Origin of the sequence: Acetobacter sp. A11-2 (assembly GCF_040208445.1) — a bacterium.
GTDB lineage: Bacteria > Pseudomonadota > Alphaproteobacteria > Acetobacterales > Acetobacteraceae > Acetobacter > Acetobacter oryzoeni.
Map to the genome: position 1 here is coordinate 2316465 of NZ_CP157843.1, position 23346 is coordinate 2339810.

Sequence of the window (23346 nt, forward strand, 5' to 3'; positions counted from 1 at the left end):
GTATAAAGCGCGGCCTTACTGCGCTGTGCGGGCCAGTTGCGCGTGGGTAAAGGCGCAGGCCCCGTTGTGATAGGGCGCGCAGTTCTGCTCCTCGCTGCTGACCACGCCATGTGGCCCCATGCGGAAGGTGATGCGGCAGGATTGGCCGTTGTATTCGGGGTCTGTGACCATCACCCATGTGTTGCCGTGGCGGGTGGCTGCGCCCTCGGCCGAGCCTGCACAGGTATCGCCCACAACAGCAACCTCGGCAAAGGTTTCATCCCCCGTTTGCACCAGTTTAAGGGTGCCTTGGCCACCGGCCATGCTGCCGGTGTATATTTGGGCGGAAGTAGCGGGCGGCGTATCCTGCGCCAAGGCAGGTGTGGCGGCTATGGTGGCGCAAAACAGGCCCAATGTGCGGAAAAGATGCGGCATGGCGGTTGCTCCGTTTCTAACAAACCGGGCCAACGCCAGCCGCCGCACGTTATTTAATGATACATCAGCGCACGAAACAGGCTGACCAGCCCCGGCTGTAGCACATACTGGATAATCAGCAGCACCACCATTGGGCTAAAGTCCATGCCGCCCGGCATTGGCAGCATACGCCGCACGGGGGCCAGCACGGGTTCTGTTATGCGTTCCAGAAACACGCCTATTTTCCAGACAATCTGGTTGCGGCTATCCAGAATGCCAAAGGCATACAGGTTTACAAAAATACAGGCTGCCAGAAGCACCCAGCTATACAGTTCCAGAAGCCGCATCAGCAGCATGAAAACGAAAAACACGAACGCCAAATCCTGCTTTGCTGAAAAACCGGGCACACCCTTATGGCATGCCCGCATATCTGCCATTGGGCGCCTACAATACAGCTTGACAGCAAATTGGTAAGCCCTATACACCCAAAAATCTATGGAACAGGCGGGGCTGTAGCTCAGATGGGAGAGCGCCTCGTTCGCAATGAGGAGGTCAGGGGTTCGATTCCCCTCAGCTCCACCACCCTCCTGTTCAACCCCTTGTTTTTATTGGGTTTTTTGGTGGAAAGTGAAAACTTTCTTCACAAAGTTTTCACACCCCCTCTTTTTTCATGCCTTTTTTAGACCGTTCTGTGCTCATGCTTCCCAGCTTTTTCCATGCAGATTCAGCCAGCAATTTTTGATTGGCTTCTCTGGTGTAACGCTCCACTTCTGAAAGCGTGTTATGGCCGGTAATGGCCTGAATTTCTGATGGCGTGCATCCAGCTTCTGCCAAGCGCCGAGCTGCTGCCTTGCGCAGTCCATGCGGGCCGAGCTTTGCCTGCACACCTGCCTTGATAGCGCATTCCTTGAACCAATTATAAAACGCATTGCCTGATGCAAAGGGCTGGCCTGTCTGGGTAATAAGAAATGCCTCGCCTGGGTGCTCATGGGCACCCAGCACCTCTGCCAGATCCGGGTGCATGGGTATCAGCAGATATTTGCCCGTCTTGATCTGCACCACTTCAATGCTGCCGTTCTTCACGCGTGCAGGTCCCATGCGAATGACATCGCTCCGCCGCTGGCCGGTATAAAGAAACAGCGCCAACGCCAGGCGTGCGCGTGATCCGATAGGCCAGAAGTTCTCAAATATCCGAATATCCTCTTCCGACCAGGTGGGGAATGGGTTCTTCCGGTATTTCAGCTTCTTGATATCCTTAACCGGATTATCCTGCCGCCAGCCGTGTTCAAATGCGTACTGAAACATCTGGCGCAACACATTGCGCAGAGCATTCGCCTGGGCAGGCGTATCGCTCATGCTTTCCAATATTGCCAGAATATGGCGTGGCTCTGCTGTGGCGGCTGCTTTATGGCCATGCCGCTCCAGAAAGTTCTCTATCAGCCTGTTGTAGGTTTTCTGTGATGCCGCAGTCAGCCCCTTAAACTGGCTGGAAGCCCTCCACGCAATGGCAAGCGCCTTCATGCTGCGCGGTAGTGTTCTGGATGCACCAACCTGTTCCCGCTCAGTCGCCAAGGCTTTCTGATAGGCCGCCATGAATTCTTTTGAACCCGGATAACCGGGCAAGCGGATGCGTGGATATCCCCTTCTGCGGAAATAGAAGTAAACCTCACGCTCTTTCAGGGTGGTCTGCACATATTTGAGATGAATTCGGGCCATCAATCCCAGTCATTCTCAATTAAGGGCGCAGTACGCCTGTCTTCTATCCACGCGTCCAGATCATCCCGCACCCAGCCTTTTATGGTGCCGGTAATGGGTATGGGTTTGGGCATCTTGCCGCTTGCCACGGCCTGATCCAGCATTGCTGGTGAAATATCCAGATACTGTGCTGCCTTTTCACGCCGCATGATGCGCGGCCAATCTGGCAGCATTGGTTTGGCTTTTGTGCGTACAGGCACCTGTAATGTCTGACTCATGCTTCCAGGCCTTTCAGGGCTTTAATTTCCTCCTTCACAATGGCAAGCGCTTGCCGCTGCATTTGATGGACGGATATACGAGCACCGTATTCATTGTCAGATGGCAGGGAGTCTATTTCCATTCCAATGCTGTCTAGGGCCGCCCAAAAGCGTTCATTTTTGGCCTGCAGCCGCGCAATCTCTTCATCACGCGCTGTCAGCTCATCGTATAAACAGGCATTTTTCAAATTAAGATCCGCAATCAGGACTTCCCTTCGCGCAACATCCGCAACGTGATCCTTCTCAAGGACAACGGCATTTCGTCCTAATGGCGACCGTTCCCGGTATAATCCGGTCATTGGTGGACTAAGGTCATTCCACGGAAGTTGATCAGGCACGTAACCTATAATATGCGTGCGCTCTGCTGGTCTTTCCTGATTAGGAAAGCGCCTAGCATCATTCTTAAGTATCCACATTTTTATGTTTTGCTTGTATTCAGAAAAACATTTAGTTTCCCCTTTCCTGTTCATCCATTTAACCTCAAACCTGATATTTATTTGGTTTGAATTTGGAAGATCATCAGGACGTAATACTTGCGCGCTTGTATAAAAACACCTTGGGTTTTGCGATATGAATAGGTCTCCGCTCATGATCTTGACAGTATTGCTCATGCCGCCTTCTCCTTTCGCGCTGCAATCAGCTGCACATCGTCTGCCCAGCCAATGATGCCGCTCTGTCCGTCTATTTCGTCCTGCTCGCATTCAGGAAACCGGATGAGAAAATTCCTGTCCTCTGTGGCTGTTATTTCAAACAGGCCATCACCCATCGAACGCATTTCCAAAAACCATTCAGGCAGGCTGGGCGTTGTGCTTTTCCCCGATACAATCCAGCGGCCTGCCTTGCGCTCCTTGCTGCAATCAGGGAATTCAATCTGATTGCCTGTGCGCTGGTCTGTTACCGTGCCCTGGTATCTGCCTGCCTGGTTGCGCGTTAGTGTTGCCTGGTATCGGGGCATTCCATGCACTCCGCCAATGATCCATGCTGTGGTGCGTCCGGCATGGTGTCCGCAATCGGCACAATCCAAGCTGGTGGAAAGTTCAGCGTTTGGCCATCAGCAAAAACTACCGTGTGTTTGACGGGTGTTTTCCCAAACATCAGCGTGCGTGTTTCACGGCCAATGGTTGGGTATGCGTGCCGGCCTTTACCGGATGGGTCTTTCACCACAACATCACGGGCTACGGGAATAATGCGCATGCCAGGGAACGTGGCGGATTGTGTGCAGGTCATGGGGTATGATCCTCTGCAAGAATGGTGTGTTTGAGGTGCTTTTCCGAAGCCTGAATAAGGCATTCAGACGCTAGCCAGTTAGCAGCATCTGAAATCACAAAATCCGATACGATCCGATGGTGGCTTACACTGCCATCGGGGTGTGATTTCATGACGGTTGTATGATACGGAAAATGAGACTTTAACCAGCTAATATTGCCGCCAAATAGCGCAACAATGTCAGGCCGCCGTGTCATTTGCGACCAAGTAAGCTTTCGCTCCTGACCGACCACATCACGGAAGATATAATATCTCCACCCATCTTCCCATCGGCTGCCGAGACATTTTACTGGGCAGGTGCTTGCATCAACCATCACGCACCTTCCTTCTGGCGGATGCTTTCCATCCATTCATCCAGAGCGGCCACAGTAAACAGGCCATTGCCTTCAACTATGGTGCAGCGCGGGCCTTTGCCTTTCTCACATAGGCTATGGAAGGTATCTGGTTGCAGGCCGCAATACAGTGCCGCCAAGCCAAAGCCTACGTACCGGGTGGCATCTGCGCCGCTTTCTTCCAGCGCGGTATCCACCAGTTTTAAGGCAGCACGCTGCACGCGAGCGGCCTGCATGGCGTTTGGTGTGGGTAATGTTGGGTCTAGCAGCGGGCCAATGGCCGTGATCAGCTGCGATGCAGCACGGGAGCGCTCTAGCGCAGCATCCGATACCGTGCGGAGTTCCGCAATAAGTGTCATTCATTCCTCCATCGCGTCGTGGCGATAGAGGAAACTTTCACCAAAAGAAACCTTTAGTCAATAATAAATTTCATTTGATGAAAGTTATTCCTTCTTACGCATTGCATTCCCTGCAGCTATCCATACACGAAACGCTTCTGGATCTAGGCTTTCTGCCAATTCAGCCGCCTCTTTATATTTTGAAGCTTTATCTTTTTCTTTTGGATCAAAGAGCAGATCTTCAGGGTTAGTATTTAGAAGCTCAGCTACCTTAGTGAACTGGGATAATGTCATATTTACCTTACCATTCAGCCACTTAGAGACTGACGGCTCGGACATTCCAAGTTCCTCAGAAAGCTTCCTTTGTGTAAGGCCGCGTAACTTCATCCAAGGCTTAACGAACCGCAGTGTGTGGCGGTTCTTAGCAATCTCATCTTCAGTTAGCTGCTTTTCCTTCATAACAGCATTGTGCCTATGCACACATAATAGGTGGATGCCTTCAAAGGAAAACTTTCTTGACCTGAAAGTTTCATTAGAATAAAGTTTTGACATGTCTTTGAGGGCCATCCTGAAAGAGCGTGGGGTAACCCAAGCTCAACTCGCATCCCAAATGGGAGTTAGCGAGCCAACCATATCCCGGTGGATAAGCAGAAAAGCGCTGATTCCAGCGCGGATGCTGCGCGCGGTATCGCAAGTGCTGGGTGTTTCTTTGGAGGAACTTATCCCTGAAGAAACCGATGGAGTTGCAGAACGATGACAGCTCATGATGATGCAACTCCATACTTTTATCTGTTGGTTAGAAATCAGCTTTTTAATAGAGAGGTGATGGCATCTAGTTCTTTGTTAAATGCTCGCAATTCAAGGCCATCAAGCCCGATGCCTGCCACCTGCTGTCTACTGCCTGCTCGAATTTTATCAGGATTTATAGGATCTTCGGGAAAATTACTTGCATATGCTTTGGTTTCTTCCAGAATGTTTGAGACATCTGAGGGCTGCAAATTTTTAAGCAGTTTAGCCAAAATAACACGATGCACTTCCATGGCGCTTTTTGTTCGCCGGGTATCTTGGTTTGCTCTTTCAGAAAATGTTTGGGCATCATATATAGCTGCTTCGATATCTGAAATTTCATCATCATCTATTTTTTCCGATATACTGGTAGTGAGAATAGAATGTTCTCCAAGAGCCTTATTTAATCGACGCATAGAAATTCTCGGAACTTTATCATTCGATATCGAATTTACTATTTCACGCAAACGTTCAACCGTTTGTTCTAAAACAGTGATTTTATCTGCTATTTCAATATTTGGTGTTTCGGAGGCTGTAGGTGATTGCGGTGTCATTTCAGCAAAGCGTTTTATCCAAAGTTCTGCAATTTTTGGAATTATTGCTTTATATTTAGAACTTTTTTCTGAATCGTTGGCAGATGTCTTGCATAGATATTCAAGAATACTTTTTGCTTCTTTGCCACATTCACGGGGAAACCTAGGGAAAATCATATACAATATATATTGTATGCAATTCACCTGCGCCTCTATACTATCAATTCTTGATAAAATTTATTTTATTCTATCTGAATTGGCAATTTGTAGCTTCCTAATACTACTTAGAATGTCTAATTTTTCGTTTTCCATAACTTCGTTCCTTTTTGTTTCTGACGAAAAGATAATGAACGAAGTAGGCACTGGCAGCAATATTGGTGTCTGCACTTCTACCTTCCTGAAAAATGAAACCACTGGAGTTATGGCATGACTAATTCCCATGAAACCAACCATGCCGTTAAAGGCGTCTCCTGTCAGCCGGAATCGTTTCGGATGGACAAAGCAGAACACCTACGCAAATGGGCTTTAGAAACTATTTTCCAAAGCCCACACGTGACTAATGAAGATCTATGCGATGGCCTCTTAATCGCGGACCGCGCGGTACATTACGTATTAACGGGTGAGCGCTTAAGTAGTCAGCAAGCCTCTGCTAAGGAAGCTGTCAGAAGCAATTGTAGACTTTTCTGCGCTGTCATCTGTAGAGCTAAATGCTTTTTTCAGATGAAGCACGCTATCATCTATAAGCTTTATAATATCATCTTCAGTTTTATACCTGTCCGTATAAAAAAAGTGCCGCTGCACACTATAAACTGTACGCCAAATCATGAATGGCGTCAGGTAGGCGGACCATTCATTGTCTTGCGGCAGTACTTTCTTAATGCGCTGCATAAGCTGGGTTGTCGCTTCAAGATCAAGGCGAAGTTCGCTTTCGCACGAAGCTTGCCCGATAGCATCAGTAACAAAATATGCCAGCTTCCACAAAAGCTCGCTCGGCGTTTGCGGGATATTGGACATAAGAATTCATCCTCTGCTGGAGTCGTGGGAACCTCCACTGTGGATGAAGCTGGTGGCGGTATCAATGCCGCTACCAGCAGCTCTGATCTGTTGCGTGAACTAAATGACCAGCAGGTTGCTGCTACGTATGCTGTGCGCGATGCGGTAGATCGTTTGCGGATTCAAGTATTCCATGAGGTCGGGCAGTTCATCAGGAGAAAATCCTGATGCTAACCGCGGCTATCAAAACAGCTACCCGTACGGCCATCAAAGCCTGTGGTGGTCTGGATTCAATATCTCGCGCTGTGCGTGTCGGCATCACGCAGCTTTCCGATTACTGCAACCGTGAAAAAGCGTCTGTGGTGCCGGTAGATGTTGCTGTTGAGCTGGATAAAGAGGCGCAAGAGCCGCTTATTCTTTCCGTTATGGCTCAGGCAGAAGGTTTTGCCCTAGTGCCGGTCAAGTTTGGCAACGGTCTGCTGCCACACGATATGGGAAAGTTTGCCAAGGCCACCAGTGAGGTTCTGCAAAAGGGCTTTGAAAGCATGGCAGATGGCAATGTGGATGTGCAGGAAGCGCATGAAATACTCACATACGCGCAACGTGCCCGTACGTCCCTGCATCATATTGAAGCCACAGCGCATAAAATCATCGCTGATGGCAAGCCGTTACAGGTGAACGTTGCTGATGGAGCAAGTGCATCCTGATGGCACGTGAAGCAATTAACTGGCGGGAGCTTGATCCTAAAATCCGGCACTATGCCCGGTGTGGTTTCAGTATTCGCCGCCAAGCCAGAAAGCTGAGTATTTCGGAAATATCCATTAAAAAGCGCCGTGCTTTTCTTGGAATTACAAAGAAAAAGCATGCAGCGCAGGAGAATTCTTCTCATGTCGCGTCATAAAAACGCCAAATCTGCATGCCGGTTTTTCCGCCGCCGTCCTCTCAATGCGCAGGCATTGCGTGAAAGCGCACGCGTGCAGCCTGATCTTTCCATGCAGTCGCGTGTGTCCAGTGGCTTCACATGGTGCGCGCCACGCAAAGCCATTCGGCAGACAAGGCAGTACAATGGCTGAGGTGCTGCTGGACGGATATGATTTCTGCGGTCGGTTGCGTAACGCTATTGCTGCGGAAAAAAGCCTTGCTGCCTTTGCCCGCAAACATGGGCTGAAAGAACAGTCCGTGCGTGATGCAGAAGCTATGCAATCTATCAGTGATGGTGTCTGCAAAGCTCTTGGCTTGGTCAAAGTTCTGCGCTATCCAGTGCGGGACGGCAGTGGTCGCTTTGCATCACTCCACGAAATCCAAGAAAAACTGAATACTTTTATCCGGCGTTGCGGAACGCAGGAAGCTGCTGCACGCCGGTTTGGTATCAGCAAAGGCCACTTATCCAACATCCAGAATGCACGGCGCGGCGTCATGCCAGTGCTTAATGTGCTGGGTTATGGCTTTCCGGTGCAGCGCTTTATTGTTCGGAACGCAGTATGAGCGGCAAGCTGAAAGCTGCGGAAGTTTCCGCCATGTTGGCCAGCCAGATGGAGGCTTTGGCGCGTGAGCTGCTGCCCGGTGGCAAGAAAACCGGCGCTGAATGGATGGCCGGATCTGTAGCAGGTGAGCCCGGCAAAAAGCTAGCTGTGCATCTGTACGGTGCAAAAGCCGGTGTGTGGAAAGACTTTTCGCAAGATATCGGTGGTGATCCGCTGGATCTGGTCGCGCATTGCCTGACAAAGCGTGATCTGAGTGCTGCATATCGCTGGGCCTGCAACTGGCTGGGATTGAGCACGGAAACGGTGGAAGTGCGCCGTGCGGAAATCCGTGAAAAAGCTGAACAGGCTAAGGCAAAAGAAGAAGCAGACGCTAAAAAGCGTGTCAGCCGTGCGCGGGATATCTGGATGAATGCCCAGCCAAATATCCTGAACACGCCTGTGGATTTCTATTTGCAGGCACGCGGCATCAAGCTGGAAAAGTTTGATCGGCCTCCCGGTGCATTGCGGTTTGCGCCAGAGCATTACTGTGCAGAAATAGAAGCTCCATTGCCTGCCATGCTGGCTGCCATCACAGATCTGAATGGGCGGTGCGTTGCCGTGCATCAGACGTGGCTCGGCCAGCATGGTGGTCAATGGGCCAAGGCACAACTGGAAATTCCCAAGAAAGTTCTGGGCAGTTTCCGTGGCGCCTGTATCCGGTTGCGCAAAGGTGCGGCCGGCACAACACTCAAACAGGTTTCACCGGATGAGGTTATTGCGATTGGTGAAGGCATAGAAACATGCCTTTCCGTTGCCATGGCCCTTCCGGATCTGCGGGTACTAGCAGCAATCTCTCTCGCAAATCTCGGAACGATCCGTCTGCCAGATACAGCACGCAACGTGCTCATTCTGGCAGATCGGGACGAAAGCACGGCGGCCAAAAAAGGCCTGCGTAAAGCCATAGACACGCACCTGTCAGCAGGGCGCACGGTAGATGTGGCTTGGCCGCCAAAAGGCAAGGATTTCAACGATGTTATCGGAAGATGAAGAAAGCGGCCTAGACGCCATCCGTTCGGCCATCAATACGGCAGAACGGCAGTTCCAAGTTATTGAAGGTGGCAAGAATGCCGATAATGGTGGACGTCCTCCCAAAACCAAAGAAAAGAAGCCCTGCCCTGTTGTCACCATCGGGCATCTGGACGGGTCTTTTTACTTTCTTGATCGCGTTGGTCAGCTGCGTGTGCTCAAGGCATCGCAAATGACACGGCGGCCAGATCTGGTGGCGTTGTTCGGTGGCAATATCGACTGGCTGAAAGAAACATTTCCGAAAACGGCAAAAGTCAAAGACAAGGATGCAGAAGGCAATGAAACAGCGCGTGAAGTTGTGGTTGACTTTAATATCAATCACACTTGCCAGTTCCTTCAGCGTGAGTGCTTTTCTGCTGGCCTTTTCGGCGATCACATACAGATCCGCCGTCCGGGTATCTGGCCTACGTCAGAAGGTATGCCAGTGGTGCATTGTGGCGACCGTGTTCTGGTGGGTTCAAAGCTGGAATTACCAGGCACGCGCATTGGCAATCAGATCTGGGCTGCTGCACCAGCTGAGCCACGTCCAGCAGAGCCGTGCGAGGCGATTGATGCGAGGGAATTTCAGCGCCAAGTCAGGGAATTGTGGGATTTCCGGCTGGAAGGAAGCGATATCATTGTTATGGGCATGTTGGCCTGTGCGTATTATGGCGCGGCCATTCCGTGGCGTCCTGCCGGATTTCTTCTGTGGTTACCGTCCGTTATGCAAGAGTTTTCTGACCAATATTGACGTGTGATCGTGTGCGGTCTTCTGTAAGGCCTGTTGATGTGGCCTTTCAGAAGCCACTGGCCGGTATGGTGATCAGCGGATCAGATCCAAATCTCACAGGCGTGCTTTAAAGCACAGAGAAATCCACTGGTTTTTCCGATCCGGATCAAACGATCATGCGCCCATTCAGGTCATCGCCCTCTCACACCCCTACCGGTTCCATCCGCGGGAGCCGAGCCATCGCTCAGGCTGCCAGGGACAGGGCCGGATCCCGATAATCCTCCTGTTTTGTTGCCATGGCCCAGATGGCTCGTGCCATCCTGTTGGCCAGCGCAATGGCTACCAGCATACGGGGCTTGCGGGCCAGCATCCGTGCCAGCCAGCTTCCCGGTGCAGGGGCCTTACGGCTGGCCCAGTTCACCTGGGTCATGGCGCCCATGATGAGAAGCCTGCGGATATCAGCCTGCCCGGCTTTTGATATCTTCCCCAGCCTTTCCTTTCCGCCAGATGAGAACTGACGGGGCACCAGCCCCAGCCACGCAGCAAAGTCGCGCCCGCGCCGGAAGCTCTGCAGGTCAGGCGCAAAAGCTTCAATCGCAAGAGCGGTCAGAGGACCCACTCCAGGCATGCTCTGCAATCTGCAGGTGTTTTCACTTTCCTGGGCAAGCATCCTGATCTTCTTTGTTCTGACATCAATCCGCACACTCTGCTCCGAAATCTGTCGCAGCAGATCAAGGCATTCCTGCTTCACAGCCTCTGGCAGAACCGCCTCATCCAGCATGGCTTCAATGTGTCTGATATGCGCAATCCCCTGTGGCACGACGAGACCGAATTCATACAGAACGGCACGCAGGGCATTCACCAGTTCCGTGCGCTGGTGCACCAGACGCTGCCGGGCCCGGAAAAGAACGCCACGCGCCTGCTGCGCTTCAGTGCGTGGTTCGACAAAGCGCATTTCCGGCTGCCGGGCCGCAATGACGATCGCTTCCGCATCAGCAGCATCGTTCTTCTGGCGCTTCACGAAAGGCTTCACATACTGCGGAGCGATCAGTCTGACCTCGTGACCAGCTCCTGCCAGTTCGCGAGCCCAGTAATGCGCGCTCCCGCACGCTTCAAGAACGACCAGAGCAGGCGGCTGCGTGGCCATGAACTGCATAAACTGCTGACGACGCAGCTTTTTGCGAAACATCACCTCGCCCGCACGCGAAGCTCCATGAACCTGGAAAATGTTCTTTGCCAGATCAACGCCTATCACTGTATCCTTCATCTGCCGTCCTTTCGCGCAGTCGTTTCTTCCAACGACCATTCTGGCACATTGCGATGCCGTGCGGGGAGGACGGCAACCACCCCATCTAACAGGGCCTGCTGGTTGCGGTAAATCTTCCCTGCTGCGTGTGCTGCAAAACGCCATTCCGCTCAAATTCGCTACGAATGACGCATCAAAGGCCGGTATTGAACAGATGGTGGATGGTCGTGCCATTCCCATGCTTGTGGATGAGGCGTCTGACCGTGTGGATCAACGTGCTGCCCGTGCTCTGCTGGATCTGGTGTTGTCCGCAACGGGTGGCGAAGGCACAAAAGGTGCGCGTGGCGGTTCGGATGGTATCGCCCGCAAGATTGCGGTGGCTGGTTCCATCATCATGGCATCCATCCGGCCACCGGATATGGAAGCGCAGCATCTGGGCCGCTTTACACTGGTGGAAATGCAGGCACCTAAAAACGGTGCAGACCACACGGCAGAACATCGGGAATTTGCTGAATGGGCAAAGGAAATCGGGTCAAAGCTATGGGGCCGCGCATTGGCAGGATGGCAGCGCTATAGTGCGGCGCGTGTGATCCTCCGTGCCGCCGTGGGCCGTTCCGGTTGTCAGCCGCGTGAAATGGATCAGATGGGGTCATTGCTGGCCGGTTGGTGGACATTAGCTAACGACACCGTGCCAGCAGAAACGGAAGCAGATCATATTGTAAGGAGTGTTATGGGTTACATCCGCACGGCAGAAACGGCGGAAGCCGCAAGTGGCAGCCAACAGATGATAGATCATCTGCTTTCGCAAAAGGTGCAAATGGATCGCTCAACAGATCGGCGGTCACTTTCATCACTGATAGAGCGCATGCTGGTGCCGGTGAATGAAGAAAAGCCGGATATAGAGGAAAATGCGTTCTCCCGTAAAAACGTTGCATCCGTTCTGGCAAGTTATGGTATCAGGGTTGTCAGACGGAATGAACCCACGCCCCGCAGCGGTCAGGATGTGCCGCGTGGCAGTGAAGGTGATGGCTTGTGGATCTGGCCGCGCAACGCTATGTTGACTGCGCTGTTCAAGGACACGCCATTTGCCGGGCAGAAGTTCGTTTATGAGTTTTCGCGAATGGAAAGCTACAGGCCGCCGCCGCGTAACGCGCGCGGGCATCAGATTACCATCACCATGGATGGTAAGAAGAACAAGGGTTGCTTCTGGGTCAGGTGTTGTGAGCTTGGCTTGTCTGATGATGGTGACGATGGGCTGTAAAGGAACCATGGAACCGCAACGGAACCGCGATGGTTCCCATTAGTTCGTTATATTTCCTAAAGGGAACCAAAACCCCTATAGGGAACCTGTTTTTTCACTCCTATACAGAAGCACGCTCTCCGTGCCTCAAATCCATTGTGAGAGAAAAATAGCAGTTCCCTTGGTTCCTTAGTTCCCTTTCTTTCTAACCTATTGATATATATAAATAATAAAAGGAACCAGAAGGGAACCACATGGGAACCGCAGGAACCTCGCTAGAAATGAAAGCCATCAAGCCCATAAGCGGGCAGGAAATGGCACAGGCCGTGGAAGATCGGTTGTTTGAGGCCGGATACACACTGGCCTGCCTGCCAGCCCACGGTGTCCGTCCAGCTGGATGGGGCAAAGTCTGGGGCGAAACGCTGATGGACATGGATGATCTGCTGACGCTCACGGCAGAAAGTGAAGTCCGGCCACCCATGCCAACAGCTGCCGCCATTACCCGCATGGATGAAACATTCACCTGGGTACAAGGTATTTCCAATGTCAGTCACCGCCGCGTCGTGCTGCTCTGGATGATGATCCACCCGCTCTCACGGCAACATCGCTATAGCTGGAGGCAGATTGGCAGTGTTTTGGGAAAGCGTCACGAAACCGTAAAAGGCTGGTTTTACAAGGCAGTAGCCGAGATCACGAAAAAAAATTACACCTAACTGCATTTTTTACTCGCCAAATTCGCCAAAATATACTTTTTTAGACACCATGATCAGGGGTCGTGCAGCCAACAGGCTACGCGGCCTTTTTTTTATGCCCGGAGCACCACAATGGCACCACGCCTTAAATGCGTGACTGTCGGGCCGCCAGTTTTCGATACACGCATTGCGCATACCGCACCCAAACGGGCTGATCCATTCTACCTTTCTCGGGAATGGCGACAGCTCATGCGCCATCTTGTTGAAATGCGCGGTTCCGTCTGTCAGGCCTGCGGTCGCACAAACACACGTCTGTTTGGTGATCACATCATTGAGCTGAAGGATGGCGGCGCGAAGCTGGATCCAGCAAACATCCAGTTGCTTTGCGGCTCCTGTCACACAAAAAAGACTGCCCGCGCTCGCGCAGCCCGAATGGCGGCGCGTCACACCCGCTGAAAATGGCAGTTTTCTGCAGATTTCCTCACGTTTTCGATACGGTTGGGGGGGGGTAGTCAAAAGTCTAGCCGGACGAAGGCACCTGAACCGCGCCAGTCTCACGCGCAGATTTTCAAACGTTTTTGAAAAAAATCAAAGAAATCAAAGGAGGGTCAAATGGCACGCGGCGGCGCTCGTCCTGGTGCTGGCCGAAAGAAGAAGGTGGTTGAGGAAGAATACAGAGGGCCGCTGATAGAAGATTATTCCAAGCTTACGCCCGTAATCTATTGGCAGGCCATTTTGCAGGATCCAAAGGCTCCTCCTTCATGGCGTTTGATGGCTGCTGACAAACTGGCGCCATACAAGCACGCAAAACCTGCGCCGCGCCGGACAGACGAGGGGCAAGGGGATTTCTTCCCAGAAGATCAGTCGTCAGACGATGCTACATTTTCCAGCTTACCGCCTGTGAGGCATTAAATGCTAAATCTCAGCCGTCCAGATTGGCGGGAGCGTATTCGCGCAGGGAAATCTCTCCTTCCCGATGTCGCTCCAGTAGATGCTGATCTGGCGGCACGGGCTGTGGCGTATTTTGACGCTCTGCGTATCCCTGATGTGTTGGGCACGCCCCTTCTGCGTGATGCCTGCGGCGATTGGTTCCGCGATATCGTGGCCATGCTGTTTGGCTCTCTGGATCCAGAAACAAAAACGCGCCTGATCCGTGAGGTTTTTCTGCTCGTTCCTAAAAAGAACGGCAAAACCACGATGGGTGCAGCACTCATGCTGGTCGCTGTTCTTCTAAATGAGCGGCCTAATGCTGAATTTCTGATTGTAGCTCCGACCAAAGACATTGCCGGCCTGGCCTTCCGTCAGGCTGCGGGCATGGTCAACCTCAACAAAGATCTGCGTAAACGCTTCAAGCTTCAGGCACACATCAAAACTCTGACGTATCTGCCAACGGGCGCCACGCTCTGCATTAAGGCGTTTGACGCCAACGTTATGACCGGCGTGAAGCCTGCGGGCGTTCTGGTGGATGAAGAGCATCAGATTGCCATCAAGCCGGAAGCCGAGGATGTGATGATCCAGATCCGCGGCGGCATGATCAGTCAGGAAGAAGCTTTCCTGATCACCATCACCACGCAAAGCGTAAAGCCGCCGCGTGGGGTGTTCCGTGATGATCTGCTCCAGGCGCGTGCCATTCGTGATGGGGAATCCTATCGCAAGGGTGATGATGATCAGCTGATACCCGTAGCAAACGATGTGCTGCCCGTTCTGTATGAATTTCCAGAGGATATTCAGAAGGCTGCCACGTTACCCGGGCAGGCAGCGCCGTGGGAAAATCCATCCCTGTGGCACATGGTGCTGCCCAACCTTGGTAGATCATTCAAACTGGAGCGGCTGGTAGAGGAATTTGAGAAATCCCGAGCCAAAGGCATTCAGGATCTGATCAAATGGGCCTCACAGCATCTGAATGTGGAAATCGGCCTTGCTTTACGGAATGACCGCTGGGCTGGTGCTGATTATTGGGAAGAACAGGCTGATCCAGATCTGACGCTTGATGAAATCATCAGCAGATCTGACGTGCTTGTCGGCGGCATTGATGGCGGCGGTCTGGATGATCTGATGTCACTTTCTGTGCTGGGGCGCGATAGCGTCACAGATCAGTGGCTGCACTGGCAGAAAAGCTGGGTCATGCAGTGCGTTCTGGATATCCGCAAAAAAGAAGCCTCTCAGCTGGAGGATTTCGCCAAGCAAGGTGATCTGGTGCTGGTAGAAGAGCCAGGGCTTGATGTGGAAGGCATTGCTGACGCACTGGGATACGTCAACAAATCCGGCAAGTTGGCAATGGTAGGGCTAGATCCGCAAGGCGTTGGTCTGGTTGTAGATGCGTTGGCAGACCGTGGGATTTCAGGATCACGCGTTGTCGGCGTTGCGCAGGGCTGGACGCTTTCCGGCGCTATCAAAACCACAGAGCGCAAGCTGGCAGACCGTACGTTGCTGCATGCTGGCCAGCGCATCATGGCGTGGGCTGTCAGCAACGCCAAGGCCGAAGGGCGTGGCAACGCTATCATCATCACCAAGCAAGGCTCTGGTTACCTCAAGATTGACCCGCTTATGTCACTGCTGAACGCGGTGACCCTTATGTCCAAAAACCCGCAAGCAAAGCCCACAATGGATAGCTTCATGCGCAGAGGATTGCTGTCAGTATGACATTACGGAAAAAAATCAGGGGGTGGCTGTTCAAAGCAGCAAATGCCGTATCCCTGATTGCCACCGGCGTGAATCTGACAGATCTGCGCCTGGGCACATTTCTTGCGGGCGGCCCGACCTACAGCGGCAAAATGGTCTCTGTCGATACGGCCATGCAGCTGGATACGGTCTGGGCCTGCACGCGGCTGATCTCCGACACCATCGGAGCAATGCCGCTAAAGCTCTATCAGCGCAGTGAGGATGGTAATTCCTCCACTCTAGCGCGGGATCATCCGCTCTATCGTGTTCTTTACAATGCGCCCAACTCAGACATGACCGGCATGGAATTCTGGTCGGCCATGGTTGCCTGCCTGATGTTGTGGGGAAACGCGTTTGCCCAGGTGATCTGGAACGATGTTGGCACAAAGCGCGTGATTGCCCTCTACCCTCTCCGGCCTGACCGCATGACCGTCACGCGGGATAGCGACAGCGGCATGCTGATCTACACCTACACGTATCAGGGGCAGACACTCACGCTGGAAGAAAGCGAGATCCTGCACATCAAGGGGTATTGCCTGGACGGCATGATGGGCATGTCCCCCATCAGCGCAGGCCGCCAGCAGATGGGCAGCGCCATGGCAGCAGAAGAAACTGCCTCGCGCATGTTCGCAAATGGCCTGTTGAGCCAGACTTATATCAAAAGCCCTGACTGGCTGGACGATACCAAGGTGATGCGGGCCAAGGAAATCCTGAATGAATATCGGGGCGCCGTAAATGCTGGCAAAACGCCGCTTCTGGAGGGTGGATGGACTGTCGAGAGTATCGGCATGAACCCAGAAGATGCGCAGTTGCTTCAGACGCGAGCCTTTAACGTGGAAACACTCTGCCGCTGGTTTGGTGTCGCTCCGGTCATGATCGGACATATGAGCAAATCTACCGCATGGGGATCCGGCCTGGAGCAAATGAACCTGTGGTTTCTAACCTACACGCTTCAGGCGTGGCTGGTGCGTATAGAGCAAGCCATTACGCGCTGCCTTCTGCTGCCTACTGAAAAGGAAACATATTTTGCCCAGCACAACGTGGATGCGCTGCTGCGGGCAGATAGTCAGGCACGTACCCAGCTTGAAGCCGCGCAGGTTCAGAACGGGATCAAAACCCGCAATGAGATCCGTGAAAAGGAAGGTCTGGCACCAATTCCAGGCGGCGATATTGCAACCGTACAGGCGCAGATGATCCCGCTAACAGATGTGGGCAAGGCTGGTGTGTTACCAAATGTGCAGCCCATTACTGGATCTGCGCCTGCGCCTCCACCACAGCCAAATGGCACAATAGGAGATCCGGACGATGATTGACGGCATGGAAGTCTGCGCCGTTCCATTCGAATACAAGGCTATTGCCGGTGCTGACGGTCAAACCGGCCATGTGGAAGGTTACGGCGCTGTTTTCGGCAATACGGATTCACATGGTGATGTGATCCTGCCGGGGGCTTTCGCCAAATCCATTGCCGAGCGCAAGGCGCAGGGCCGTGTTCTGCCCATGCACGTCATGCACGGCTTTTTTGGCGGTGACGGCGTGCCTGCTGGTGTGTGGAATGACGTGGCGGAAGACAGCAAGGGCCTGCACGTCAAGGGCAAGATCTCCGGTACCAATACGGATGCCGGGAAGCTGCTGTATGAGCGCGTCAAGGATGGTGCGCTGGGCGGTCTATCCATTGGCTTCAGCATCCCCAAGGATGGATCTGTGAAAATGACAGATCCCGCAGGCCCACGCCGCCAGATCAAGCAGGCCAATCTGTATGAGGTCAGCCTGGTGGATGATCCCAGCAATGCCCAGGCCCGTGTCACGGATCTCAAGCGGCGCTGGGGCGATGCCTTCAAGTCCACTGTGCAGCCAACGGTTGCCGTGCAGGCGCTGGAAGCCGCGCTAGGCATTTATCAGAAATCCCTGAAAGGGAACGATGCCCCCACGGCGCAGGAACGCCAGCAGCTTCTGGGGCATTTGCAGGATGCCTATGAAGCCCTGACAGGCCAGCGCATGCCCGAAGGCATGAAGCAGGCGTTGCAGGATGGGAAAATTCCCATGCTGCCGGAGCTGAAATCCGTAACGGCTGGCCTGATGGCCGCCGTGCGTGGCGAGGAAGCACCCAAACCCGGATCTTCTCTGGTGCCACCTGGTCTTTCCAGTTTTCGTCTGTGATCTGACAAAACTGCTTTTCATTCACCCACAGCCGCCCATTGAGGCGGCTTTTTTTATGGGAAAAACCCGATGCCTGAACTGGAAACTGAATACAAAGCCGCCATCAAGCAGCTTTCTGAAGCCACGGATGAAGTCAAGAGCTTTGCTGAAACCTCCAAGACCGAGCTGAAAAACCTTGGTAAGGTCACGGATGAAACCAAAGCCAGTGCAGACAAGGCGCTGACTGCTCTGACAGACATTTCTGCCCGTGTGACGGATCTGGAACAGAAAGCCAGCCGCCGGAGTGGTGGCAATCAACAGCCAGAAGCCAAAAGCGTTGGTCAGTACGTGATTGATTCCGAAGAAGTTAAATCCATCCTCCAAGAAAACGGGGCATGGACTGGGCGTGCTCGCATTGAACTGAAAAACATCACCTCTGCCGTTGCAGGCACATCTGGCACGGGCCTTGTTGTGGCAGATCGTGTGGCTGGTGTTGTGGCGCCACCTCAGCGCAAGCTCGTTGTGCGTGATCTGCTGATGCCCGGCAATACATCCTCCAACGCTATTGATTACGTGAAGGAAACCGGCTTCACGAACAACGCAGCAGAAGTTGCAGAAAACCCGGGTGTAGCAAAGCCCAAGTCCGATATCACATTTGACCTGGAAAACCTGCCCGTTCGCACCATTGCACATTTTGTGCTGGCATCCGTACAGGTTCTGGCAGATGCGCCCATGTTGTCATCCTACATCAACGGGCGGCTGATTTACGGCCTGAAGCTGCGCGAAGATAACCAACTGCTGAACGGTGACGGCACAGGTGTAAACCTGAAAGGTTTGATGGTGCAGGCAACTGGATATGCGCAGCCGAGTGGCGTCAAAGTAGAAAACGCCACCATGATTGATACGCTGCGTCTGGCCATGCTTCAGGCAACTCTGGCAGAATATCCAGCAACAGGTCATGTGCTTAACCCTACAGACTGGGCCAGCATTGAACTGACCAAGGATGCCCAGAGCCGCTATGTGTTTGCCAATCCGGTAGGTCTTGCCTCTCCCACGTTATGGGGACTGCCAGTTGCGGAAAGTCTTTCCATGGCTGCAGGTAACTTCCTGACCGGTGCGCTCCAGTATGCGGCACAGGTGTTTGATCGTGAAGAAGCGGCAGTCGCCATCTCCACCGAAGATAGCGACAACTTCCAGAAAAACATGGTTACCATTCGTGCGGAAGAACGTCTGGCATTGGCTGTGTATCGTCCGGAAGCCTTGATCAAAGGCACCTTTGCGGCAGATGCGCCCGCAGCGGGCGGCTAAGGAGAACTGACCGTGCAGCGCAGTATTCCAGTAAATGCGCCATCGGCCCTCAAGCCCTTGGCGCTGCTGGAGGATCTTAAGGCCGATATGGGCATTACAGACGCAACGCAGGATACAAGGCTTTCCAGCATTTTGCTGGAAGCCTCCAGCATGGCTGTCGCTTATATCGGTCGGCCAATCCTTCAGACAGACTGGCGGGATATTTTTGATATTCCTCCTGGCGAAAAGTTGCTGGGGCTAGTCCTGAAAAATTATCCGCTTGTCCAGATCAATGCTTTCTCCAGTAATGGCGCATTACTAACTGGAGACCAGATTGCGGCCCTGAATATCGAACCAAATTCAGGCACTATCTGGCCTGCGGATAATGGTGTGCCACTGTGGATCTCTGGCAAATATGTTGTCACCTACACAGCTGGTTATATTGCGCCTGGCGATAAGAACGGTACGCCTTCGGATCCTTGGTCTGTGCCGCTTGATATTCAGCGTGCCGTGCGTCTGGTCGCCAGTAGCATCTGGAATTCATCCGGTCGTGACCCTCTTCTGAAATCAGAATCAGAACAGGGTGTTGGCTCCACGTCGTGGAATACACCTGCGCCGGGGCTTGCTGGCATGCCGCAATCCGCAGCTGATGCGCTCGCTCGTTATCGTGCTGGCGGTATCCGGTGAGCTACCGCACAGAACGCCGCCGCCGCCAGATCATGGCCAAAGGCCGCCAGATGGTGCTCACGGCACGGGATGGCAGCAATCCGGTCACGTTGCGTGCATATGCACCGCCGCCTCAGTCATCACAGTTGGCAGATGGCATGCCCAAGGCGGCATTCATTGCCCAGACGCTGGCGGATGAACTGAATGCGGCCAACGTGACGCCACGGGCACAATTCTACCTTCAGGATGGCCCCAAAACCTACACGCTGACAGATGCCACCCCCGTTTATGACGGCGCCACCATCTGCGGCTGGACGCTGATTGCAGCAGGAGGCGACTAATGCCCTCGGAAATAGTCTGGAATGATGCCTATGCCCGCGCCAGTGCCGTAGCAGCAAAGTTGGGGCTGCTGATTGGAGATCCGCTGATATGGGATTTTACAGGTGAGATCAAAGCCTTTGCGGCACTGGATCTGGCATCCTCCAGCATAGAAAGCCTGGAACTAGGTGATAAGCAGGCACAGGAAAGCGGGCAGATCTGCATCATGCTCTGGATACCGCAGGGCAAGATGAACACGCCCACCGTGTTGTCCATCATGAATGCGTTTGAAGCGGCCTTTCGCACCCAGCCGGTAGATCCGGATAAACGCTGGCCAGCTGGTCTGTTTTACGATGGCCAGAATTATACGCCACCCTCTTTTCTTGCCCAGACAGGTAACTGGTATGTCGCCACGCTGATGGTGGATTACCGCTGGCAGAATATTACGGAACAAACCCCATGAAATTCTTTCCTCTTATCGAAACTGCCGCCAATTCTGGAAAGTTTCAGCTTTCCGGCGCTGCTGTAGAAGCCGAAAGCACCACTGCTGCTCTGGCATTGATTGCACCCACCGTTGGTGCAGGCCTGCGCTATGGCGCGTGGCTGTATCATGAAGTGCGCGGCCTGCCGGATTTCTCGCCCGTAACGGATGCCGAAAAAGGCAAAACATATACGGTTCTGGCGCAAGTTGGCGGCACAGATCAACCGTGGGTGGAAGACGGGCAGCAGCTTGTTTCTACGCTGTGCGATGCGTCCAATCTGTGTTTGTCCATGTCGCAGTATATGGGTTTCCGCCTCGGCCTGATGCCGGTGGATGAGAAACCTGTAGCGGCACCGGCAACATCAGGCACTGAGGCAGCACCTGCCTCCAGCGGAACAGAAAGCACGGCAACGCCTGCCAGCTAACGCTGATCCTATCTCCATTCTTTCAACGTAGGCCGCCTTCAGGTGGCCTTTTTTATTGAGGTAATCATGGCTTTTACTGGAGCCACAGCAGGGCTGGCCGCTGGTGCGCAAACCAATGATACGCGCATGGATTTTGCGCTGGAAACAACCTACGCCACGCCACCTACCGGAAATTATCAGGCGCTGCGCATTACGGGTGAAAGTTTTTCTCGTGCGGAGACAACCGGGCGTCCGGAAGAAATCAATTCCCTCAAGGAAGTTTCTCAGGATGTCGTCACGCAGGTTTCTGCATCCGGCACCATTTCCGGTGCGCTATCGTCGGGCACGTTTGATGATCTGATTGCCGGCGTCATGGGAGCTGATTGGTCTGCCAATGCCGTTTCAATGGGCAATCCAGGCGGTGATGTTCTGCATGCCTCTGATAGCACATTTATGAATGGCGTAGATTGTTTGCAAACAGCAGACGTGACCAGCGCCAAAAAATTTCCTGCAACAGGAAATCTGATCATTTCTGATCCATCCTGCGGTTTTGTGATCAGCGTGCCATATACCAAAATTGATACCGTTTCCGTCCCCAATGCAGCGGTTTTTGTTTTTGGCAGCGGCGTGTTGAATTCCGCAGCCCCGCTATTGAAGCAGTGCTACGGATTGGCCGGCACTGGCTCGATACATCTTGGGGCAAACAGCACGTATTTCATTCCCAGCCTGTTGAACGGTAATCTGGATAAAACGTTTACCATTCGCAAAAAACTGCTTGGGCAGTTCCTGATGTATCCGGGCAGCCTGATTACGCAGGTGCAGTTCCAGTTGCAGCAGGCGCAGTTTGGTACTGTTAGCATTGATGCCACCAGCGCGAATGAAGTGCAGTCCACCACGGATATTGCGGCTTCTGTTCTGCCTGCGCCATCTGGCGTGGTGCATAACTCGGTCAACAATTTCCTGGGCGCTACCGTTTTTGGAAAGTCTCCACAGGGCTGCCTGACTCAGTTTACCTGCACACTGGCGCGTGATGGCTCCGCCAATGATTACGGCATGGGCCACGCAGATGCCTGCGGCGTACGTTCAGGGCAGTTTACTGCATCTGGGAGCCTCGAATTCTATTTCCGCAGTTGGGATGAATACAACGCGGCGCTGGCAGGCACACAGGGCACCATCATTGTTAAAACAGTTGATGATGCAGGCAACGGTTACGCCTTCATCTTCCTGAATGCGGCATTGCGGAACGGCAAGGTGAACAGTTCGCAAACCAATCAGACCGTAAAGGCATCGTTTGATATTGCAGGCAATCCGGCAACGGGCGGTGGCACGTTTGCCATCATGCGCCTGAGTGGCGTTGCGCCTACCGGCTCCTGACCGTTCCTTTTCTGAAAAACTCGTTTCGTAAAGGGTCGGAATAATAGTCCGGCCCTTTTTTATTCATACACACAACTCGCAGGGTTTTACACAATGGCCAGACTTTCTTCCTTTACCCGCAACGCTGCTGCAATCGCTGAGGGCACGCCTGTTACCGTTGGCGTGACAGACCAGTTCACCATCGTCACCAAAGGCATGACGGCAGATTATGCAGACCGCCTGTGGGCGCTCCGCCGCGCTGCTGCCATCCGTTACAATGCCGGCCTGTCTGCAACCGATGTTCCGGTGAATGAAAACAACCTGCCGCCTTCCATGGATGATGCGTGCCAGGCACAGGCGCTGAGTGAAAAGTGCTTGATTGACGTGCAGGGTCTGGAAAATGACGATGGCACCCCGATTGATATCGCCACTTTCAAGGAAATGATCACGCACCGCGAAAACCGCGCATTGCTTGCTCTGGCATTGCAGGCCGCAGCTTCTGTTGGCCGCGCAACCAAGGAACAGATGCAGGCCGCTGAGGGAAACTGATCGCCGCCCTGCGTTGGCATCTGGTGGATGGGCCAGTGACAGGGCGCTGCGGCGTGCTGCCACCGCCAGCGCAGGATTGGGAAGCGTGTGATGCGTGGCTGCGGAAAGTTGATCCGGAGCCCGCCAACATGCTGCCCTGGCGGTGCTGGCACGGCGTAGCCGGCACGCGCCTGCATCGGCCAGAGGGATTTGGCGCAGGCATAGGGGCCATCCGTAATATCGCCTATCCGCAGCCACTGGCTGATGCCGAGATCCTGCACTGGTGCCAGATGCGCCGGCTGAATGAGGCGGAAACAGAATTTACGTTCCAGCTCGTCAAATCAATGGATCAGGCATTTCTTCAGATCCGTAACCGACAGATCACGGAAGATCTGCAACACACGTTCAGGAAAAAATAGCATC

36 protein-coding genes and 1 tRNA gene are annotated in these 23346 nt (G+C 53.2%); 24 read left to right on the forward strand and 13 right to left on the reverse strand.

Annotated elements, in window-relative coordinates:
• Positions 1-15 precede the first annotated feature (15 nt).
• Together ABNV41_RS11280 and ABNV41_RS11285 are read right to left on the reverse strand one after the other, a co-directional pair.
• Positions 16-462 carry a hypothetical protein gene (locus ABNV41_RS11280; protein WP_196332617.1) on the reverse strand — a complete coding sequence of 149 codons (447 nt, stop codon included), beginning with the start codon at positions 460-462 and terminating at the stop codon, positions 16-18.
• 5 nt (positions 463-467) lie between these two features.
• Positions 468-764, reverse strand: coding sequence for a YggT family protein (locus tag ABNV41_RS11285; RefSeq protein ID WP_020944560.1), 297 nt, complete (start codon positions 762-764; stop codon positions 468-470).
• A 135-nt stretch (positions 765-899) separates the two neighbouring features.
• Here ABNV41_RS11285 and ABNV41_RS11290 point away from each other — a divergent pair.
• Positions 900-975: transfer RNA gene (locus ABNV41_RS11290), tRNA-Ala, on the forward strand.
• A 69-nt stretch (positions 976-1044) separates the two neighbouring features.
• Here the strand turns inward: ABNV41_RS11290 and ABNV41_RS11295 are convergent.
• From ABNV41_RS11295 to ABNV41_RS11330, 8 genes are all read right to left on the reverse strand, one after another.
• Positions 1045-2109, reverse strand: a complete 1065-nt coding sequence (locus ABNV41_RS11295) for a tyrosine-type recombinase/integrase (protein ID WP_349934697.1) — start codon at positions 2107-2109, stop codon at positions 1045-1047.
• A complete protein-coding gene (locus ABNV41_RS11300; RefSeq protein WP_063353611.1) occupies positions 2109-2366 on the reverse strand; it encodes an AlpA family transcriptional regulator in 258 nt (85 codons plus the stop codon). The genes ABNV41_RS11295 and ABNV41_RS11300 overlap by 1 nt, the downstream gene beginning before the upstream one ends.
• Positions 2363-3016, reverse strand: a complete 654-nt coding sequence (locus ABNV41_RS11305) for a hypothetical protein (RefSeq protein ID WP_349934698.1) — start codon at positions 3014-3016, stop codon at positions 2363-2365. The genes ABNV41_RS11300 and ABNV41_RS11305 overlap by 4 nt, the downstream gene beginning before the upstream one ends.
• A complete protein-coding gene (locus tag ABNV41_RS11310) occupies positions 3013-3360 on the reverse strand; it encodes a hypothetical protein (RefSeq protein ID WP_349934699.1) in 348 nt (115 codons plus the stop codon). Before ABNV41_RS11310 ends, ABNV41_RS11305 begins: the two co-directional genes overlap by 4 nt.
• The gene (locus ABNV41_RS11315; protein WP_349934700.1) at positions 3336-3632 is read right to left on the reverse strand and encodes a hypothetical protein; all 297 of its coding nucleotides are present in this window, start codon (positions 3630-3632) and stop codon (positions 3336-3338) included. Before ABNV41_RS11315 ends, ABNV41_RS11310 begins: the two co-directional genes overlap by 25 nt.
• On the reverse strand, positions 3629-3985 hold the full coding sequence (locus ABNV41_RS11320; protein ID WP_349934701.1) for a hypothetical protein: 357 nt from the start codon (positions 3983-3985) through the stop codon (positions 3629-3631). The genes ABNV41_RS11315 and ABNV41_RS11320 overlap by 4 nt, the downstream gene beginning before the upstream one ends.
• Positions 3985-4362 carry a hypothetical protein gene (locus ABNV41_RS11325; RefSeq protein WP_088364792.1) on the reverse strand — a complete coding sequence of 126 codons (378 nt, stop codon included), beginning with the start codon at positions 4360-4362 and terminating at the stop codon, positions 3985-3987. Before ABNV41_RS11325 ends, ABNV41_RS11320 begins: the two co-directional genes overlap by 1 nt.
• Before the next feature lie 84 nt (positions 4363-4446).
• Entirely contained in the window at positions 4447-4893 is a 447-nt protein-coding gene (locus tag ABNV41_RS11330; RefSeq protein WP_250698370.1) for a helix-turn-helix domain-containing protein, read from the reverse strand.
• Here ABNV41_RS11330 and ABNV41_RS11335 point away from each other — a divergent pair.
• On the forward strand, positions 4892-5098 hold the full coding sequence (locus tag ABNV41_RS11335; RefSeq protein ID WP_088364652.1) for a helix-turn-helix transcriptional regulator: 207 nt from the start codon (positions 4892-4894) through the stop codon (positions 5096-5098). The genes ABNV41_RS11330 and ABNV41_RS11335 overlap by 2 nt on opposite strands.
• 46 nt (positions 5099-5144) lie before the next feature.
• Here ABNV41_RS11335 and ABNV41_RS11340 read toward each other — a convergent pair whose 3' ends face one another.
• Positions 5145-5837 (reverse strand): hypothetical protein, encoded by a 693-nt coding sequence (locus ABNV41_RS11340; RefSeq protein ID WP_349934702.1) that lies wholly within the window; start codon positions 5835-5837, stop codon positions 5145-5147.
• A 450-nt stretch (positions 5838-6287) separates the two neighbouring features.
• Positions 6288-6674 carry a hypothetical protein gene (locus tag ABNV41_RS11345; RefSeq protein WP_050819273.1) on the reverse strand — a complete coding sequence of 129 codons (387 nt, stop codon included), beginning with the start codon at positions 6672-6674 and terminating at the stop codon, positions 6288-6290.
• A gap of 24 nt (positions 6675-6698) precedes the next feature.
• Here ABNV41_RS11345 and ABNV41_RS11350 point away from each other — a divergent pair, with 24 nt between their 5' ends.
• The 7 genes from ABNV41_RS11350 to ABNV41_RS11380 are packed head-to-tail and all read left to right on the forward strand — an operon-like array spanning position 6699 to position 9932.
• Positions 6699-6881 (forward strand): hypothetical protein, encoded by a 183-nt coding sequence (locus ABNV41_RS11350; protein ID WP_349934703.1) that lies wholly within the window; start codon positions 6699-6701, stop codon positions 6879-6881.
• A complete protein-coding gene (locus tag ABNV41_RS11355; protein ID WP_349934705.1) occupies positions 6881-7360 on the forward strand; it encodes a hypothetical protein in 480 nt (159 codons plus the stop codon). Before ABNV41_RS11350 ends, ABNV41_RS11355 begins: the two co-directional genes overlap by 1 nt.
• A complete protein-coding gene (locus ABNV41_RS11360; RefSeq protein WP_349934706.1) occupies positions 7360-7554 on the forward strand; it encodes a hypothetical protein in 195 nt (64 codons plus the stop codon). The genes ABNV41_RS11355 and ABNV41_RS11360 overlap by 1 nt, the downstream gene beginning before the upstream one ends.
• Positions 7541-7726, forward strand: coding sequence for a hypothetical protein (locus tag ABNV41_RS11365; RefSeq protein ID WP_349934708.1), 186 nt, complete (start codon positions 7541-7543; stop codon positions 7724-7726). Before ABNV41_RS11360 ends, ABNV41_RS11365 begins: the two co-directional genes overlap by 14 nt.
• Positions 7719-8138 carry a hypothetical protein gene (locus ABNV41_RS11370; RefSeq protein WP_349934709.1) on the forward strand — a complete coding sequence of 140 codons (420 nt, stop codon included), beginning with the start codon at positions 7719-7721 and terminating at the stop codon, positions 8136-8138. The genes ABNV41_RS11365 and ABNV41_RS11370 overlap by 8 nt, the downstream gene beginning before the upstream one ends.
• Positions 8135-9163, forward strand: coding sequence for a toprim domain-containing protein (locus ABNV41_RS11375; protein ID WP_349934711.1), 1029 nt, complete (start codon positions 8135-8137; stop codon positions 9161-9163). The genes ABNV41_RS11370 and ABNV41_RS11375 overlap by 4 nt, the downstream gene beginning before the upstream one ends.
• A complete protein-coding gene (locus ABNV41_RS11380) occupies positions 9147-9932 on the forward strand; it encodes a hypothetical protein (protein WP_230844626.1) in 786 nt (261 codons plus the stop codon). The genes ABNV41_RS11375 and ABNV41_RS11380 overlap by 17 nt, the downstream gene beginning before the upstream one ends.
• A 223-nt stretch (positions 9933-10155) precedes the next feature.
• Here the strand turns inward: ABNV41_RS11380 and ABNV41_RS11385 are convergent, their stop codons facing one another.
• Positions 10156-11178 carry an IS110 family transposase gene (locus ABNV41_RS11385; protein WP_087652277.1) on the reverse strand — a complete coding sequence of 341 codons (1023 nt, stop codon included), beginning with the start codon at positions 11176-11178 and terminating at the stop codon, positions 10156-10158.
• A 58-nt stretch (positions 11179-11236) separates the two neighbouring features.
• On the opposite strand from ABNV41_RS11385, the gene ABNV41_RS11390 reads away from it, so the two are divergent.
• The 15 genes from ABNV41_RS11390 (at position 11237) to ABNV41_RS11460 (ending at position 23342) form a co-directional block, all read left to right on the forward strand.
• The gene (locus tag ABNV41_RS11390) at positions 11237-12418 is read left to right on the forward strand and encodes a hypothetical protein (RefSeq protein WP_349934712.1); all 1182 of its coding nucleotides are present in this window, start codon (positions 11237-11239) and stop codon (positions 12416-12418) included.
• A gap of 233 nt (positions 12419-12651) precedes the next feature.
• Positions 12652-13110 (forward strand): DUF6362 family protein, encoded by a 459-nt coding sequence (locus ABNV41_RS11395; RefSeq protein ID WP_349934713.1) that lies wholly within the window; start codon positions 12652-12654, stop codon positions 13108-13110.
• Between the two features lie 246 nt (positions 13111-13356).
• Positions 13357-13545: an HNH endonuclease signature motif containing protein gene (locus ABNV41_RS11400; RefSeq protein WP_230844648.1), complete on the forward strand. Its 189-nt coding sequence runs from the start codon at positions 13357-13359 to the stop codon at positions 13543-13545.
• Positions 13546-13701: 156 nt separating this feature from the next.
• Positions 13702-14001, forward strand: coding sequence for a hypothetical protein (locus ABNV41_RS11405; protein ID WP_050819265.1), 300 nt, complete (start codon positions 13702-13704; stop codon positions 13999-14001).
• Entirely contained in the window at positions 14002-15732 is a 1731-nt protein-coding gene (locus ABNV41_RS11410) for a terminase large subunit domain-containing protein (RefSeq protein ID WP_349934714.1), read from the forward strand.
• Positions 15729-17063 carry a phage portal protein gene (locus ABNV41_RS11415; protein ID WP_349934716.1) on the forward strand — a complete coding sequence of 445 codons (1335 nt, stop codon included), beginning with the start codon at positions 15729-15731 and terminating at the stop codon, positions 17061-17063. The genes ABNV41_RS11410 and ABNV41_RS11415 overlap by 4 nt, the downstream gene beginning before the upstream one ends.
• Positions 17056-17907: an HK97 family phage prohead protease gene (locus tag ABNV41_RS11420; protein ID WP_349934717.1), complete on the forward strand. Its 852-nt coding sequence runs from the start codon at positions 17056-17058 to the stop codon at positions 17905-17907. Before ABNV41_RS11415 ends, ABNV41_RS11420 begins: the two co-directional genes overlap by 8 nt.
• A gap of 69 nt (positions 17908-17976) precedes the next feature.
• Complete coding sequence (locus ABNV41_RS11425; RefSeq protein WP_349934719.1) at positions 17977-19194, forward strand: phage major capsid protein; 1218 nt, start codon at positions 17977-17979, stop codon at positions 19192-19194.
• 12 nt (positions 19195-19206) lie between these two features.
• Positions 19207-19860, forward strand: coding sequence for a hypothetical protein (locus tag ABNV41_RS11430; RefSeq protein WP_349934720.1), 654 nt, complete (start codon positions 19207-19209; stop codon positions 19858-19860).
• Positions 19857-20180, forward strand: a complete 324-nt coding sequence (locus ABNV41_RS11435; RefSeq protein WP_349934722.1) for a hypothetical protein — start codon at positions 19857-19859, stop codon at positions 20178-20180. The genes ABNV41_RS11430 and ABNV41_RS11435 overlap by 4 nt, the downstream gene beginning before the upstream one ends.
• Entirely contained in the window at positions 20180-20620 is a 441-nt protein-coding gene (locus ABNV41_RS11440) for a hypothetical protein (protein ID WP_349934724.1), read from the forward strand. Before ABNV41_RS11435 ends, ABNV41_RS11440 begins: the two co-directional genes overlap by 1 nt.
• A complete protein-coding gene (locus ABNV41_RS11445) occupies positions 20617-21063 on the forward strand; it encodes a hypothetical protein (RefSeq protein WP_349934725.1) in 447 nt (148 codons plus the stop codon). The genes ABNV41_RS11440 and ABNV41_RS11445 overlap by 4 nt, the downstream gene beginning before the upstream one ends.
• A 42-nt stretch (positions 21064-21105) precedes the next feature.
• Positions 21106-22416, forward strand: coding sequence for a phage tail tube protein (locus tag ABNV41_RS11450; RefSeq protein ID WP_408871354.1), 1311 nt, complete (start codon positions 21106-21108; stop codon positions 22414-22416).
• Positions 22417-22509: 93 nt separating this feature from the next.
• On the forward strand, positions 22510-22944 hold the full coding sequence (locus ABNV41_RS11455) for a hypothetical protein (protein ID WP_349934727.1): 435 nt from the start codon (positions 22510-22512) through the stop codon (positions 22942-22944).
• A gap of 35 nt (positions 22945-22979) precedes the next feature.
• Entirely contained in the window at positions 22980-23342 is a 363-nt protein-coding gene (locus ABNV41_RS11460) for a hypothetical protein (protein ID WP_349934728.1), read from the forward strand.
• Positions 23343-23346 lie beyond the last annotated feature (4 nt).